8 protein-coding genes are annotated in these 16,336 nt (G+C 56.9%); 6 read left to right on the plus strand and 2 right to left on the minus strand.

The window, feature by feature from the left end:
- Positions 1-6 precede the first annotated feature (6 nt).
- Positions 7-3,288, minus strand: coding sequence for a bifunctional proline dehydrogenase/L-glutamate gamma-semialdehyde dehydrogenase (locus WJU23_RS05165; RefSeq protein ID WP_346331476.1), 3,282 nt, complete (start codon positions 3,286-3,288; stop codon positions 7-9).
- Between the two features lie 131 nt (positions 3,289-3,419).
- On the opposite strand from WJU23_RS05165, the gene WJU23_RS05170 reads away from it, so the two are divergent.
- The 6 genes from WJU23_RS05170 (at position 3,420) to WJU23_RS05195 (ending at position 8,545) form a co-directional block, all read left to right on the plus strand.
- Positions 3,420-4,184, plus strand: coding sequence for an AraC family transcriptional regulator (locus WJU23_RS05170; protein WP_346331477.1), 765 nt, complete (start codon positions 3,420-3,422; stop codon positions 4,182-4,184).
- 476 nt (positions 4,185-4,660) lie between these two features.
- Positions 4,661-5,830, plus strand: a complete 1,170-nt coding sequence (locus tag WJU23_RS05175) for a hypothetical protein (RefSeq protein ID WP_346331478.1) — start codon at positions 4,661-4,663, stop codon at positions 5,828-5,830.
- A gap of 146 nt (positions 5,831-5,976) precedes the next feature.
- Positions 5,977-7,173, plus strand: coding sequence for a Fic family protein (locus WJU23_RS05180; RefSeq protein ID WP_346331479.1), 1,197 nt, complete (start codon positions 5,977-5,979; stop codon positions 7,171-7,173).
- A gap of 87 nt (positions 7,174-7,260) precedes the next feature.
- Positions 7,261-7,881 (plus strand): DUF4136 domain-containing protein, encoded by a 621-nt coding sequence (locus WJU23_RS05185; protein ID WP_346331480.1) that lies wholly within the window; start codon positions 7,261-7,263, stop codon positions 7,879-7,881.
- 61 nt (positions 7,882-7,942) lie between these two features.
- Complete coding sequence (locus WJU23_RS05190; RefSeq protein ID WP_346331481.1) at positions 7,943-8,212, plus strand: hypothetical protein; 270 nt, start codon at positions 7,943-7,945, stop codon at positions 8,210-8,212.
- Positions 8,213-8,233: 21 nt separating this feature from the next.
- Positions 8,234-8,545, plus strand: a complete 312-nt coding sequence (locus WJU23_RS05195; protein WP_346331482.1) for a hypothetical protein — start codon at positions 8,234-8,236, stop codon at positions 8,543-8,545.
- Positions 8,546-8,548: 3 nt separating this feature from the next.
- Here the strand turns inward: WJU23_RS05195 and WJU23_RS05200 are convergent, their stop codons facing one another.
- Positions 8,549-16,321 (minus strand): hypothetical protein, encoded by a 7,773-nt coding sequence (locus WJU23_RS05200; protein ID WP_346331483.1) that lies wholly within the window; start codon positions 16,319-16,321, stop codon positions 8,549-8,551.
- Positions 16,322-16,336 lie beyond the last annotated feature (15 nt).

Here is a 16,336-nt window from a genome sequence, read left to right on the forward strand (position 1 = left end):
TGAGTTTCAACCACGGCGGGCCGTCGCTGGGTCGGGTAATTGGCCGTAACGGTGACGCGTCTCGCTCACGGCTTGCTCGCGCAACCAGCGTGTCAGCTCGATTCGTCCTGATGCGAGCAATGGGGCGTTGATCCAGTTCAGTCCGGCCTCATAGGCGGCACTCAAAACTTCGCCGCTAGGGGTAGAGATCGTGCGGATGAATTCAGCATCTTTTGCCAGTGTGGGCAGTCGTGCGATGAATTGAGAGTCATTCTCTTCCTCACGCAGGCTCAGAGTCAAAGGGGTGCCAGTAATTTGTGCGGCGAGTTTGGCACGTTGGATAGTTTTTTCATCGCGCCCATCCAGCCGCAAGATTACACCCCGGCTCGGACGGTAGCGAAACACATTCGACTCGCAGCGCAGCGCGGAAGGATCATGCTCGATAGTGAAGTGCGTGCTCCACGCGGCACGGTAGTCGTCATCCCGTACGTCTGCATCGCTCAGGTGGCAAAAGCTCAGAACATAATTCGGCCCGCCCGCTTTAGCACCAGGGCCGATGCATGACTTTTTCCATCCGCCAAAGGGCTGCCGCTGCACGATGGCCCCGGTGATGGGGCGATTGATATACAAATTTCCTGCCTGGGCCCGGTCTCGCCACCATGCAACTTCTTCGGGGTCAAGAGAGTGAATTCCGGCAGTGAGGCCAAAGTCGGTGGCGTTCTGCCATTCGGTAGCCTCAGCAAGGGAAGCGGCCCGCATGAGGCCGAGCACGGGTCCAAAACACTCGGTAAGATGGAACCAAGAACGAGGCTTCACACCAAGCTTGATGCCAGGCGTCCATGCGCAGGGATCGTCGCCGAATTGGCGTGGTTCGAGCAACCATTCTTCACCTTCATCAAGAGTGGTTAGTGCACGTTGCAAGTCATCACCAGGTTTGACCACAAGCGGCGTGACAATGCTGCTTGGATCAGTCGCGGGGCCAGCGTGGAGGCTGGCGGCAGCATCACGGAGCTGGCGGCGAAAGGCGGGGTCATCATACACTTCAGCCTCAAGAATAGCGAGGCTCGCGGCACTGCACTTTTGGCCGGAGTGCCCAAAGGCAGAGCGCACTAGGTCCTTGATGGCAAGTTCGCGGTCGGCTTGAGCCGTGATGATGAGAGAGTTTTTACCGCTCGTCTCAGCATAGAGCGGTAACGACGGACGCCAGCTTTGAAACATACGTGCGGTTTCATATCCTCCAGTGAGGATGACGCCTGCGATGCGTGAGTCTGTAAGCATGGTTCTGCCCGTCTTGCCATCGCAGGGGAAGAAATGCAGCACCCCGCGTGGCACGCCAGCGGCCCAGAGCTGTTTCACCATCAGCCATGCGATTTGGGAGGTGGCACGTGCGGGTTTGAATACCACGCTGTTGCCCGCCATCAGCGCCGCGAGCACGCCCCCCGCAGGAATCGCATACGGAAAATTCCACGGTGATACCACTGCGACGATGCCCAACGCCTCGGCTTTGACTCCAGCAGGCGCTTCAGCGGTGCGGGCGTAATAGCGCGCAAAGTCAATGGCCTCGGACACCTCTCCATCGGCATCATTGATGGCTTTCTTGCCGTCCACACGAAGACAGGCGAGGCTTTCAAATCGCTGCGCCGACATCAGGTCAGCGACACGGTTGAGGATACCGGCGCGACCTGATATCCCGAGCCCCTCCCAACCTTGTTGAGCCTCGGCTGCTGACTGGAGCATCACTTCGAGATCTGGCAGCGAGGGCAGCGCCTCTGGCGTCCAGGCGCGAATGGCCGTATCCAAGGCGGTGCGAGTCGCAGGCTGCGTCCAGTCAGAGTCTGGCTCGTTTTCGAACGTTTGCGTCGTGCCGGGATCAACCGCCGGCCGGTCGCGACGCGACTCGGCAGAGACCGTCATCCGTTCGTTCCAGCCCTGGATGAAGCGCTGCTTCTGGGCCTCCCACTCCACCGAGCCTGGGCGCATGGCAAACATGTCTCGCAAGAAATTCTCAGGGGCAGTATTCTCATCAAGCCGACGCACGAGATAAGCCATTGCACTCAAGAAGTCGTGGGTCTGCACCGCAGGCGCGTAGAGCAGCAGCCCACCTGCCGCATCCCGCACGGCACGGGCTTGGTGGTTTGCCATACCCTCCAGCATCTCAATTTCCACCTGCTGCGTGACTCCATTCCGTTTGCGAAGCGTGAGCGCGAGAGCGACATCGAAAAGGTTGTGGCTCGCCACACCGAGTCGCACAGCTTTGGCATTCAGCGGATCACAACCGAACTCAAGCAACCGACGGAAGTTTGCATCCGTTTCAGCTTTGGTCTGATATGGGGCTCGATGCCAGCCATGCATCTCCGCCTCGACATTTTCCATGGCAAGGTTGGCACCTTTCACGATACGGATCTTGATGGGAGAGCCTCCCTCCGCGACACGACGTCCAGCCCAGGCAGAGAGAGACTGCATCGCAGAAAAAGAATCAGGAAGGTAAGCCTGCAAAACAATGCCTGCGGAGAGCTGATGAAACTCCCCTTCATCCAGCACCTCTTGAAAAGCCGCCATTGTCAGTGCGAGGTCGCGGTATTCTTCCATGTCGAGATTTACAAATTTCCCACCCTGCTTCGCGGCGCGAAACAGCAAGCGCAGGCGGTCCTTAATCGCCGTCAGCGTCTGGTCCCAGGCAACCAGATTGATCTGGCTGAAGATGGCCGAGATCTTTACTGAAATGTAATTCACCGCCGGGTCTGCGAGATGACCCAGAACGGCCTCGAGACGATGCTTTGCCTCTTCCTCGCCGAGCACGGCCTCACCGAGATGATTCAAGTTGATGCGGAAGCCTTCACTTGAGCGGGAAATCAGGTAGCGATGCAGCGGCTCCTTCTCACCGGGCAGGATCACCCGTGCACTGTCCATTCTCATGCGCGCCGCCACAGCCTTCATAACCGCCTTCGGCAAAAACAGGCTGCCTAGAGCACCAAGCTTTATCAACAGGCGATCCAGCAAGGGAAGGAAATGGGGAATGCCAAACACTCTGATGAGCCCACGCCACCGGCGCGCGGACGTAGCGGCATCGTGGCTGCGGAAGACTTCATCCACCATCGCAAAGGTGAACGCCTTGCCTCGAGGGTCATTCATAAGCCTGCCGAGCTTGGCAGCTTCGGAATGTTCGGAGGACGTTTGCTGCCGCAACGCAGATGTCAGCAATACCTCCGCACACTGGACCACAGTATGGCATAATTCATCATTAACAGAGATCTCGTTCGTCGGCAGGAGGCTACTGGGCGGCGTGGAAGCGAGTGATGAAATGGTCATGGCTTGCATGATACCATCGTGCCGCAATGGGATAACCTGGTCGTGGAAGTATTCCCTTCCCGGCTAGACGAAAAAATACAAATTCAACCACAAAGATTGCATATAGTTGGCCAGCCCCCCATCTTCCCACCATGGCCTCCAAAGCATCAGCATCACGTTCGCCAACTCAGCGCGACGTAATCTTCTTGAAAGCCCCAGGCTTGGAGGCTTCCGAGGTGCTTTTCGACTCCATCAGCGACGTGCTTTTCTGTGTGAAGGATCGCAACCGTCGCTACGTCGCGGCCAACGAAGCCTTCATCCGCCGTGCAGGCCTTCAGAACAGGAACGAACTGCTCGGTCGCACCGCACGCGAAGTCTTTCCGACCATCCTGGCAGCCGGCTACGAGCAGCAGGATGAAGAGGTTTTCACAAAGGGGGTGACCGTGCGTGACCGGCTGGAGATGATCACTCAAGGAGGCGGCTCCGTCGGCTGGTTTGTTTCACAGAAGGTGGCCGTAAAATCAGCAGGTGGTGAAATCATCGCACTGGCAGGCATCTCCCGGGATCTTGACACGCCAGCAAAGCATGGCCGCGAGCTGGGTGTGCTGGCCGAGGTCCTGGACATTCTCCATCGGGACTGTGCGAAACCCTTGCGTATCGAGAAACTGGCGAAGAAATCGGGTCTTTCCTGGAGCCAGTTCCAACGTCGCGTCCGTGGCATCACCGGACTGACCCCGCGCCAGTTGTTGACGAAATCCCGGATTGAACTTGCCGCCGAGGCGTTGCGCAACGGCAGCGACGCGCTGAGCATGGTCGCCTTCGACTGCGGCTTCTATGATCAGGCCGCCTTCAGCCGCCAGTTCCGTTCCGCCACCGGCCTGACTCCAGGTGAATATCGGCGGGCTTTCAAGGAATGAACTTCATTCCAATTTTCAAATAGATAAGCCTTATCGTTCATTTCATTCAGGACGATTATCTGAAGACACCCATCCCTTTTCGATTCCTCACCATAATCCGGCTCCAGTTTCAAAGCTCGTCATCCGAGCATAGTTTGATTCTTGGTATCCCCCGTTATCAAGAGGTTCCATGCCGGAAATGCGATTCTCCCCAAGATTCTGTTCTGGGCCGTCTTGTGGTTCAGTGCCGGAATGTCCATACCCCGAAGATATCCTCGGAGTGCCTTGTGTTTTCCCCTCCGGTCAGCCACCACCTTAATTCGTTGAAAATCAAGGTGGTGGAGGCGAGGGGAATCGAATCCTTACTGGAGAGTGTTGCCGAATTTCCAATACCGTTGATATCCAACGTTTTACGCATCATTTACCGTTAGGGCCATTTAATGAAATACCGGGAAAAATAGGCTTTTACCCTGTATTCCCGTGTGTAAAAGTGTGTCATGGCAGAGACTCAGGAGATTACTTTCGGCAATGTATCCGTGTATATCCGGCCCCGTGCAGATAGCCGATGGGTCATCTACTGGCGCGAGGCTGGGAGCGGCAAACAGACCACCGCAAAGAATGAAACGCGGGCCAAAGCCAAGGCCATGAAGGAAGCCCGGCGTATCTCTTCCACTCAGGGAGGCCGGATCCTGACCATTGAGGATGCGCAGATTGTCGAGCTGGTGAAGAAGCTGGCAGGCGAGAGGCCTGCCTTTTCCTGGCTCCGAGAGATTGAGGACTGCCAGGCCCAATTGAAAGGTGCCACCATCCCGGATGCCGTCAGACATTACCTCGCCTCTGGCACCCTCGCCATTGAGCGCGTGGTTTTCAGCGCAGCCAAGACGCGCTTCCTTCTCCAGCACAATGCCGGCAAGTCCCGCTACACGCTGGCCGGACTGCGCAAAGAGCTGGACGGCTTCGATAAGGCTTTTCCAGGGGTGATGTTGACCGAAATCAGCCAGGCTGAAATCCTGAGCTGGATTGGACGCGGCTCCCCTGCCCCGCGGTTCCGCAACAACCGGCTCCACACGTGGAAGAACTTCTTCAACCGGTGCAAAGAATGGAATTTCTGGCCCAAAGGCAATCCTCATCCTGCAGATGGAATCAAACCTCTGCAGGAGCCGCGGTATGCAGTGCCCATCTGGGAACCCGCCACCGCTCATGCCATCCTGGAAATCCTTCCGGACGAACGACGGCCGTATCTCATCATTGGCTGCTGGCTGGGTCTGAGGCCTTTCGAGCTCACACGCCTGGAGTGGAAGCATTTCGAATGGGACCGGGGCTATTTGAACGTCACTGCTGCGGTTGCACAGAAGACGATGGAGGAAAGGTTTGTGCCGCTGAACCCGAAAGCCAAGGCCCTTCTGGCTCCGTGGAGAAATGCCACTGGTAAATGCTGCTTCACCCATGATCGGGAGGAAATCAGTAAGGCCGCCCGCAACGCCAAGCTCATCGAGACCTGGCCCCAGGATGTCATGCGGCACAGCTACATCTCCTACCGCATCGCCAGCGGGGTTTCAAAGCACCAGGTGGCAGAGGAGGCCGGTAACTCGGAGACGGTCATCAGGAGGCGCTACCGCAGGCCGCTGAGGAAAGAGGACGGGGCAGAGTGGTTCCAAGTAAAATAAGCGGGCCGAATATTGGATCAAACGTCACTTGCCATTGACTTGAACACCTGACCGCATGAATACATGCTGCATCAGCCAAAACATTTTCTCTCAAAATACCGTCTGAAAGCGTCAATTCTTGCGTATATAGTCCATACCCAGCAACCATGACCTATTCGCAAACACACCCTTGGATCAAGTTTGACACTTCCAGCGTCAAGATGAATGATCCACGTCTCTGCCTTCAGTTGGGAGAAATTGCTTCAAAATGTGAGCATCTTGCAGGCGCTCCGCTTAAGCCGACAATTGCCGACCAACTCCACAAAGTCTTTCTCGCAAAGGGTGCCCTGGCAACTACCGCGATTGAAGGGAACACTTTGAGTGAGGAGCAGGCTATTCAACAGGTTGAAGGCACGCTTAATCTTCCACCTTCGCAACAATATCTACAGCAAGAAATTCAGAATATCATTGATGTCTGCAATGAGGAAGTAGCAGCGCAAACGAGCCTATACGGAGAAAAAATGTCCCTCTGCACCAGCCTGATAAAGAACTATAACAGGCGTGTTCTGGAGAAACTTACCTGTGAGGATGGTGTTGTTCCTGGCGAATTTCGGTCTCACTCCGTGACAGTAGGAAATGTCTACCGCGGGGCACCGGCTCAAGACTGCGAGTATTTGGTGGAACGAATGTGCGAATGGCTCAATAAGGAGTTTATTCCCACCGAAGATGATTTTCGGGTTCCTTACGCCCTAGTTAAAGCGGTGCTTGCCCATGTGTATCTTGCGTGGATTCACCCCTTCGGCGACGGGAACGGGCGAACAGCAAGACTCGTCGAGTTTCACATTTTATTCACAAGTGGGGTGCCCCTGCCAGCTGCCCACCTGCTGAGTGACCACTACAATAAAACGAGGAGCCAATATTACCGTGAGTTGGACAAGGCCAGCAAGAGCGGAGGAGACCTGATGCCATTCATCAAATACGCAACGCAGGGTTTTTTAGATGGCCTTCGGGAGCAGCTAAAGCTTGTCCGAAGCCAACACATGATTGTTGCATGGGAAAACTACGTCCATGAAATGTTTCTCCCGAACAAGAACTCACCCACTCAAAAGAGGCGGAGAGATCTCGTTTTGGAGCTTCCCACTGAGCTAATCCACCTTTCAGAGCTTGAAAGCAAGTATCCCCGTATTGCCTTGATGTATGCAAAGGAGGGCGAACGAACACTCCAACGAGACCTCAATGCCATTCAGACCATGGGGCTTGTTGACCGATACTATGGTTCGGTTCGTGCCAAACGAGAAATCATCAATGCATTCCTACCGCGGCAGGTCCGCCCAAAGCGAAAGCCCAGAGAAAGAAAGGCATAATTTCGCCCACACACCCCCGGCAGCCGCAAGGCTCCGGGGTTTATTTTTGATTGACGAGGATGGTGGGGGAAATGATAGGGGTGGCGAATGCGCCTAATTCTTATCCTTGCCGCCGCTATTCTTTGTTCTTGTGTTACCGTAAATACAAACGTCACCAGGTTTCATACATTGCCCCCGAAAGGAAATGGAGAGACATTTTATGTTGAGGCTCCTCCTCATGTGGGACCGCTGGAGTCTGCCTCACATGCGGCGCAAATTTCCGCAGGGTTTCAGCAATACGGTTGGAGGCCATCGGGCACCGAATCAGATTACAAAGTGATGTTCGATTATTCCATTGGGGAAGGCCAGACCACATCGGGAGTGGTGCCTATCATTGGGCAAACCGGAGGCGGAACAACATTTCACACAGGAACATTCAATTCATATGGGTCGGGGGGATCAAGTTTCGGTTCAGTTTCGGGCACTTCATATTCTGCCCCCACATACGGGACGGTTGGGGCAATCCCATACACGACAACCACCTACACCCGAAATCTGGCGATGGTTGTGATTAATAAATCGGGCCAAAACGTTCTCGAGGCCAAGGCTAAAAGCGTGGGCACAATCGGTGATATCAACGGAGTCTTGCCCATCATGATTAAATCTGTCTTTTCAGAATTTCCTGGTGTTTCTGGAAAGACTAAAATGTATTCAAAACCCCTTCGTTAAAGCGCCCTTTCTACATGCGATGAAGCTGCCCACCCCTTGACACGTCGGGTATGATGCGGGCATGAGCAAAACACCTCAATTGCCAACGCAGCGAAATGGAAAATCCACTCTCTTTCGAGATGGAGAGCCATTTATGGTAGGAAAATTCCATTTTGAAATTGAGAAGATGTATGGCGACTTTGCAACGGGAGAGATTCCCATGCCTCCCCTGCCAGATGGCGAATTTGCTATGGAGTTTGAAGGGTTTGAGGGCCGTCATGGATTGAATCGCATCTACATATGTTCCGCACCCCCGCATGGTCACTATCACTTTGGAGTGCAGCCCTCTTGACACGTCGGGTATGATGCGGGCATGAAATTATTAGTTGTCATGGCCGGGTGTTTCCTCGGAGGTATCGTTGCATTTGCGGCGGTTGACCTCCTGGGTATCCGCATGGACCCAACATTAAATTCTCATGGGGATGTGATTGCGGGAGACCGTTATTATCTAGTTCCTTTGGCGGGGCTTGTTGGCGCAGTCATCGCCGCCGCTCTCTGGTCACAACGCCAGTCCCGCCTGGATGCCAAACTGCCCTGGAACCAGAAACGCCAAGGAGGGCCGATCCTCCCCGGCGCTTCGCCTGAGTTCATGGAGCAGGTCAATGAGCGGACCGGCAGCCAGTAGGCCTCACTTCCTATCCTTTCCCTGGAGGTTGTCCGCAGTGTCGAAGAGCTGATCCAGGATATTGCCCGCAGATCCAAGCCAACTGAATGCCTGGCCCGCCGGGTGGAATGCAGAAGCGGCAGCGGCAAGGTTCAGTGCGGCCTTCGCAGCGGTAACACCCTTTTCAACAGGCTCCTGTTCGCCATCCTTGAAAGCTCCACGGCTGGCGCTGATCGTCTTCGAGAACAGTTCACCGACCGGATTCGTTGGATCGCTGTCCCAAGATGGCTGGCCAGTAGCAGCAGACAGGACGCTATTCACTGCACCGGACAAAAGAGGCACGCCAGACAGCGGCCCCATCAGCATGGCCTTCACGTAACGCAGTGGTGACCAGCTCTCCATGTCGAAGATTTCATCATCGTCATCGTTCCGCCAGTCAGCCAGCATGTTCGTAATCGTCTGAAGCATGAGGGGAGCGACCACATGGGAAATGACCATCACCCGGAAGTCTCCTGCATTCCCCTGCCCGGTGAGTATCCTGCCAAGCGACATGCCGTAGATGGCGGCCTTCTGCCGCGCCTCACTGGCGAACATGAACAGCCAGCGCTGGTTGGGATTTGCCGCCGCCTTTGCTTCATACAGGCTGCGGTCCATGAGTTCCACCGGCTGAGCCGTGCGGGCAACCATGGCCTCAGTCCTGCGCAACGCTTCCGCCTTTGCCTGAACATCCGGCATCCCTGCTGACTTCGCCTCTCCCAGTGCATAGTCATAATAAATGGCGGCACTTGCGGCCGTAAAGAATGCGTCGGCTTCCCCGAGGAGCTCCATTCCCTGCATGACGAACTGGCGTGGTGCGCGTGTCCACTTTCCGGGGTGCGCCCCCATCATGCCGGCCATCACCTGCCGCAGCTCTGGTGAAGCTCCGGCCTCCACGCGCCGGCGGATGGTGTCGCTGGTGAGCATGGCCCCGAACTCCAACTCGCCGGAGACGAGGCGCTTGAACCCTCGGGCATAGGCCATCGCGGGCATTTCATAAGCAGCTCCCAGCGTGGCCAGACTCTGCTTTGCCAGCGTGCCCACATTCCACGCCAGGACGGACATGGAGAACACATTTTGCAGGCGCGAGCTGAACTGCTCATCCTTGCCCAGCGCGGCGGCCCGGCGGAGACCGTCATTCTCGAAAATCTTGATCCAGGTTTCCACTGAATCCAGGGCCGTCTTGCCGCCCTTTTCCTGAATGCTGGCCCGAACCTCTGGACGCAACATGACGCCCCGCGCTTCACGCACGACTTCAGCAAATGCCTTGAAGTGCTCCATCTGCCCCGTGTGCTGCCAGTAGGTCACCAGGGCATCGGCCAGACGCGGCGCGGCGCGGTGAACCCGGCGCGTTTTAAGCGGACCCGGGGAGATGCCGCCCATCCCCATGACTCCGCCTTCTGGCGTCATGTCCTTTCCAGGCATCAGGCTTTCCCATGTGCCGGGCGAATAGTTCTCAATGGAGGGCAAGGGCGCGCCAAACATGCGTTGGAATACCTCATTGATGGAGGCGTAACCCTGCCGGTATTGAGTGGTCAGCCAGTCCCGAATAGCCTTGGATTCGGGCGTGAGCTTGCCTTCCATCTCCGCTATGACATCGGGCGTCCACCCGTGGTAAGTGAGGGTGTCCTGATAGTCGCGCTGGCGGGCCAGCATCGTCAGATTCACCGCCTGCAGTTGTGAGAGCGGGGTTGCGGTCGAGGTGCCAGGAGACAGCCGGGTGATTTCCAGATTTTCCTGCTGTTCATTGCCGGGCTTGGTGTCGTTTTCCTCGATGAGAGTTTCCAGAACGTTCACCTCCGCCGCCTTGAATCCAAGGGACTTGGCCTGGGAGGGATCCGCCACGGCCCGCAGTGCGATTTCCATCGGCACCTGAACCTTACTTTCCTTCCGGCCTGCCATGCGGCCCACGGACATTGCCAGCGAGGAATCAACCTGTGAATGCTCCCAAAGAGCCTCCTGCACTTCCCCCCAAGTCTTGCCCTTCCAGATGTCGGACATGGCCACCTGCCAAGCCTGACGCTTCGCCCTGATAGCATCGGTGCGCTGATAGGTTGCCGCCCTCGCCATGGTAACCAGTCGCTGGCCTACCGCAGAGTCTGCGCCAAAGAGGGCGGTGATGGTCTGTTCGTAGCTGATGAGCCCATATCCCCAGCCGGACGCCTCGCGTTTGATGGTCTTTTCATCGGCAATGCCCTTTTGCAGATCAGCAATATCACCGGCCTTTCCTGTGTCTTTGGCCAGCGTTTCTGCCAATGCCTTTTGGTCCAGCAGCCGCATTTCTTGAAGCAGTCTCCACATGTTTTTCCCGGTTTTCACGATACCGGAAAGCCATTTTGCAGCCGCCTCAAGAGATGCGGCATTGGCTTTGTCCATGCCCCCAAAGAGTTCCAGGACCTGCATGCGCTCCGAGATCTCCGCGAAGTCGGCATCCGGCTCAAGCAAGGCATCTTCCAACTTTTTCCGCTCCCCGTTCATGTCCGCCTCCGGCACCTTCGAGAAAGTTTCTGCCATGGCTGCCAGCCGGTGAGCCTCTGCCGTCATGTTGCCTTTTGGCTTCTTGCCTGCCTTGGTGTCAGGCCGTGCTTTGTCGAGGAGTTTGCCGATATGATCCCGCAGTTCTTTCTGAAGGTGCTTCTCCAAAAGGATATCAAGCCGTTCAATGCGCCGCTGAATCTCTTCCAGCCTGCTCTTCTCGCTGCCGAGCTGGGCAAGACGCACAAAGCCGCCGACCTTGCCACGGACTTCCGCAGGCATGGCTGAAAGCATGGCATCAAGGGTCTGCATATCACGCACCAAAGAAGCGCGGGGAGACCAGTCCTTTGCCTGCATGGCGTCTTGTTCATCCCGCCATGTCTGGGTTTCCTTCCGGGCCTGCTCGGTGGCCTGGCGCTCGACATCGCGGACGGCAGCAGCAGCCTTTTCAAACTCCGCCCGTGCTGTCCGGTGAGATTTGATAACCTCCCCCAGGGCATTCCAAAGTGCATCCGTTGAGGGATCATTGATAAGCCCCTGCTCAAAGAGGTTCTGCGCCATCACGTCCGGCATGAGGCCAGCCCCCCGGCCATACCACGCAGGAGGAATCCACACAGCGCCGTCGTAGTCACCGCCAATATCCTTGCCCTGGCTGAGAGCCGTTGTTTTGGACATGAGCCGGCCGTTATGGTGCAGCATGGCAAACACAAGAGGCTGCTGCTCCAGAGCACCGACGCCCACATGATAGGCGTGGATGGTCTCAGGTGTCAGCGCCGCCATGCCAGCATCCATCAGCTCAGCTTCACGGACCGCCTGCCGGAAAGCCTGCTCATGATCCAGGATGCGGGCCGTCGTCTTGTCCACCAGCGGACGGATGCGGTCCCCCTTCCAGGTCCAGCGCTCAGTCTCCCAGCGTTCTTTGAGCGCCTGAAGACGCTGCTTCGCATCCAGAGCCATCTTCCTCCGGGCTTCCGGGTCTTTCGCCAGACGGGCGTCAATCTGCGCCTGGACCTCGGCAATGCGAGCGCCTGGGGAAATGGAGAACCTTAGTTCTACTTCGCCAGACGCTTGCGGCGAGCTTCCTGTGCTTCGGCCCGAATCCGCCTGGCTTCCGCTCGCAGGAATTCGACTTCTGAGCCATTCGATTCCACGACCTCTGTCGAGGTTGGCGAGCCGGTAGGCTTCGGAGCCGGTGAAGGCTTGGATGGAGTAACCGAATTCACGAAGAAAGGATGCTTCATCCAGCCCCACCTTGTCAAGAAGCTTCGCTACATCCTCGGGCCGGGTTTTCAGGTAGTTTTGACTTTGGCTGTGCGCAAGTGCTGTTGCCGCAATGACCTCTCCGCCGCCAGCTTGGATGTGATCAATCAGAGAAGCCAACGTATCGCCGCTGGTGTGGTTGTCATCCACCACCACATAAAATGCTCCACGATCCACAGGCCCGGAAAAACTTTGTTCATTCGCAAAACGATCTTGAACGGCTGCCCCTGTATTGGCAGCGCCGGATGCTTTTACAATGTCTTCAGAAACCTCACCCCCGAGTCGGTAAGACAGCTCCTCAGCATACACCATTGGCAAAGCGTTAGCCCGCCTGCCGGTGTCGCGGTGCATAACAGGCACCCAGGTGACAGCCCGCCCCGCGATCAGCGAGCGCAGTTCTTCAACCTTGGCAGGCTTTAGCGTGTCATTCACAACAGCATCGGCTGCCGCCCCATCGCCGCCCTTTTTTGCGTCCTGATAACGGGGATGTTTTGTCAGTGCTCCGACGCTGGTGGAGGTGATCGTCTTGGCCAGGCTTTCTGGATAGTCACCAGGAAGGAACTTGCGGGATGAAAGACTGAACGACGTCTGCCCCTGCTGAAACTCGGCAGGAGGAACGCGTGCAGCTCGTGTGAGACGGCTCTCTGAATCGAAGTAAGCTCCATGGCCCTGCTCGAAATCAAACCAGAACCCACGCCCTCGCGGCTGTTTGGCCGTAATAACCCCCAACCCGGCGAGTGCATCCCCCACCTTCACGGACGCGGCCTTTACTCCTGGCCGGCGTTTCCTCCCGTATGTTATTCCGCCTTCTTCGGCTGTCTTGGGCTGGAGGAGATAATCTCGCGGGACGCTTGCTTGACGCGGTAGTTCATCCGGAGCGGTTTCAGCCGGTTCTTGATAACGGAGGCCTTCAAGGGCTTCCCTTTCACGATGTATGGAGCCTGATCTTCCATCGCCTTCATGATACCTAGCCGCCCGCCGGGGGTCAACAGGCTTCGGAAGCTCTGAAAAGTAGGAGAACTTCTTGGCGAATCCGTCTTTGAAAACCACCCATAGTCCACCTGGGACATGGTCCACTGAGTGAATTTCGGCAACCGGATGGCTGGTTGCATTTGGTATCATAACCACATCGCCGGGCTTTATTTGCAAACTGAACGCCATACCCGCATCCAAGTCGGCTTCTGTCGGTTGCCATGCCGTCGCAGTGTCCTGACCAGCAATCGCCTCCAGCTCTGCGGCAAGTTCCCTGTCATATCGAACTTGCTCATCAATGCCGAGCATCTTGTCCACGAAGGTTTCCCAATCTTCGCCCAGATTTCCAGCATCCTTGGCTTTCTTCAAAGTCCGGACTGTGCCCATGACTCCGGCCAGCCAGGCACGCACAGAGCGGAAGAACGCCCTGATTTTGGCGAACGCCTTCGCGTCCCCTGAATTTGTGGCCCCGACAATGGCCGCATCCAGGGCACGGGTAATGCTTCCGGCCCGCATGCCGGTGCGACGGCCAGACCGGTCACGTTCCAGCACGTCGCGCACGGCCAGCTCCACCATCGTTTCCCGCATCTCGGTTTCTGTGGCCAGTCCTTCGGCGATTTTTGCAACGCGCTCATACAGCGCCTTTTCCTCGGCGCTCCGTGCCTTTCGAGGGTTCAGCACCGGCACAACTACCCGTGCGGCCCGCTGGGTCATCTCCAGGCTGAATACGCCCGTCTGCATACCGGTGCGCCATGTGGATTCCAGGCCTTCATGCAGGAAGGTCATCACCTGCGGAACGCTGGACTGGTTCATATCCATCCGCTGGACGATGCCCTTCACGGTATCGCCTACCCGTTCGACGAATACGGAGTTGCTGCCGTTGACCAAAACAGACACGTCTTCATTGCCACCGGCCTGCGCTTCCATCGCCGCTTCCTGGCGCAAAGTCTCCAGCGTGCGCCCGTCTGTGATTTCCCGTGTGATACGGCCGTCACGCTGCCAGATGATGCTTTGCCCGTCACTGGTCACGGTTTCACCGGTGAGAGTCGTGGAACTGTCCACTCCTGCCCCCCTGGATTCGTGCCAGTCATCCATTGCCTGAACCAGAGCCTCCGCTTCTTCCTGGGTGGCCACCTGCTTCAGATCCTCGCGGATACGCCGGGCAGCTTCCGGGCTGTCCACCTTGACCACAGTGCCGTCTCCAGCCTTCACCTGCCAGCCCTGATCGTTGCGTGTGACGTTTACGGTGTATGCGGCTGCCTCAGCAGCAGATGCGCCCTCATGGCTCGCCTGGAGAGATTGCAGTTCACTCTGGAGTTTCAAGCGTGCCAGCCTGTCTTCCTTGCTCTGGCTGTCCCAGGTTTCACGGATGAGCGAAACACGGCGCTCCCCGTCTGGTTCAGCCGCGATCCGAACCGCTTCCGTATCCCCAAACACTCGTGCCAGTTCTGCCGTATCCCTGGTAAGAGCATCCACCTTTGCCCGGCCAATCTCCTGGCGGGAGGAAATACCAGCCCCCAAAGCGGCCAAAGGCAGGGCGATCAAGATCACATCCGGCAGGGAATGGGTTTTCCATTCCTCCCACTCTTCTGCGAAACTCTTGTCTCTCTTTGCCACCACGTCGAATGCTGACAGCACCGACTGCACTGCCGGGGCGGCCATGTCCTGGAATGCTTCTTCCGTGATTTCCACCGGTGCCCGGCCCATCGTTTGCAGCACAAATTGTGAAGCCCACCGGCTGCCAGGTTTCGCTCCCACTGCGGCCAGACCCTGCGCTACGCCGGGGATTTTTCCAAGCAGTTCAGAAGCGTATTCCACCGCCGTGGAGAACACACCCACGCTCAAGGCGGCTGCTTCCGCGCCCGGGCCCGTCCAACCGTTATCAGCGAAGTTGCCGGATGCCTCAGCGCCATAACTGCCTGCTAGCAGGAGCCTTCCTGCGGGATGCATGGCGCCAACCATCGTTGGTCCGCTTTCGAGAATACCGAACACTCCGCGATCAATTATGTCCCTGCGCTCAATTGGATCTACTGCGCCGTGAGCAATGTTGCGCAGATCCCGAGCCACAGTAACGCCTGCCCGAATGATTTTTGCATCTTGCTCGTTTCCGAGTGCACTACTCAGAACCGATCCGCCGATCTGTGTTCCCTCCAAAGCTCCATCCGCTATGTTCTCAATGCCCCTCCCAAAGCTTTCCCCCGCTCTCTGCAGCCAGCCAAAAAGGCCGTTTTTGTCATCCTTCGGGCCGCGCTTGGCCAGCTCAATGATGAGCTGCTTGGCATGGCGGTAGGCCTTAGGGTCGTTCGCAGCCAGGTCGCTCAAATACCTTTCAGGGCGCATCCAATATGCAACATCAGACGTGAAGGATGGATCTTCTACGCCCATGTTCACGGCCATGTTTTTTACAGCCGCCCTGATGATAGCCCCATTGCCGCCCATCTCCTCATCCACCTTTGTGCGGGTCTGGTTCCAGGCGTTAAGGTAATCCCCCTCCTTGCTGGCATCATAGCCGGGATGTTTTCGCGCTGATTCCAGCCAGGTTTGAAAGCCTGCCTTGTCCGCAGTGAGCGCGGAGACATAAGCCGCTCCAATCAGCCCTTCGTCGCCTTCATCCTGAGCGGCACCATACACCAGCTCATGTGATGCCTTCTCCTTGAGGACTTCCACTTTCGCACGCTCGAAGAACTGCTTTGGCTCCAGGACTTTAGGCTCCTTCCAGTTATCTGCGCCGTAGTCCACGGCAAACAGATCCGGTTGTTTGCGAACCTCTTCAATCGGGCGGCCATACTTCTTGGCCAGGAATTTGATTTGAAGTTCCTTATACCTCAGCTTCTCACCCAGGCCGGGAGAAAGGCGGTCAGCCTCCATGTAGGTTCCTTCAACCTCGTCAAGCAGGCGCGGATTCTCAAACTCAGCCCAGAACCGGCTTTGCTGCTCGCGCTGGCGTTTCAGTCCCTCCGGCCACAGCGGTTTGCCGGCGTTATCCTGCTGGGTGCGGTAGTCCGCCAGCAGCTTGGCAGCACGCGGCTTCATTTCCTCCGGCATGGTATCCATGGCGTGGAAAATTTC

It is taken from the genome of Prosthecobacter sp. SYSU 5D2 (assembly GCF_039655865.1).
Lineage (GTDB): Bacteria > Verrucomicrobiota > Verrucomicrobiia > Verrucomicrobiales > Verrucomicrobiaceae > Prosthecobacter.

Coding starts and splice junctions, on each gene's coding strand:
- WJU23_RS05200 (WP_346331483.1), bottom strand. CDS start 16,321: ATGGATACCATGCCGGAGGAAATGAAGCCGCGTGCTGCCAAGCTGCTG.
- WJU23_RS05170 (WP_346331477.1), top strand. CDS start 3,420: ATGGCCTCCAAAGCATCAGCATCACGTTCGCCAACTCAGCGCGACGTA.
- WJU23_RS05175 (WP_346331478.1), top strand. CDS start 4,661: ATGGCAGAGACTCAGGAGATTACTTTCGGCAATGTATCCGTGTATATC.
- WJU23_RS05185 (WP_346331480.1), top strand. CDS start 7,261: ATGCGCCTAATTCTTATCCTTGCCGCCGCTATTCTTTGTTCTTGTGTT.
- WJU23_RS05180 (WP_346331479.1), top strand. CDS start 5,977: ATGACCTATTCGCAAACACACCCTTGGATCAAGTTTGACACTTCCAGC.
- WJU23_RS05195 (WP_346331482.1), top strand. CDS start 8,234: ATGAAATTATTAGTTGTCATGGCCGGGTGTTTCCTCGGAGGTATCGTT.
- WJU23_RS05165 (WP_346331476.1), bottom strand. CDS start 3,288: ATGACCATTTCATCACTCGCTTCCACGCCGCCCAGTAGCCTCCTGCCG.
- WJU23_RS05190 (WP_346331481.1), top strand. CDS start 7,943: ATGAGCAAAACACCTCAATTGCCAACGCAGCGAAATGGAAAATCCACT.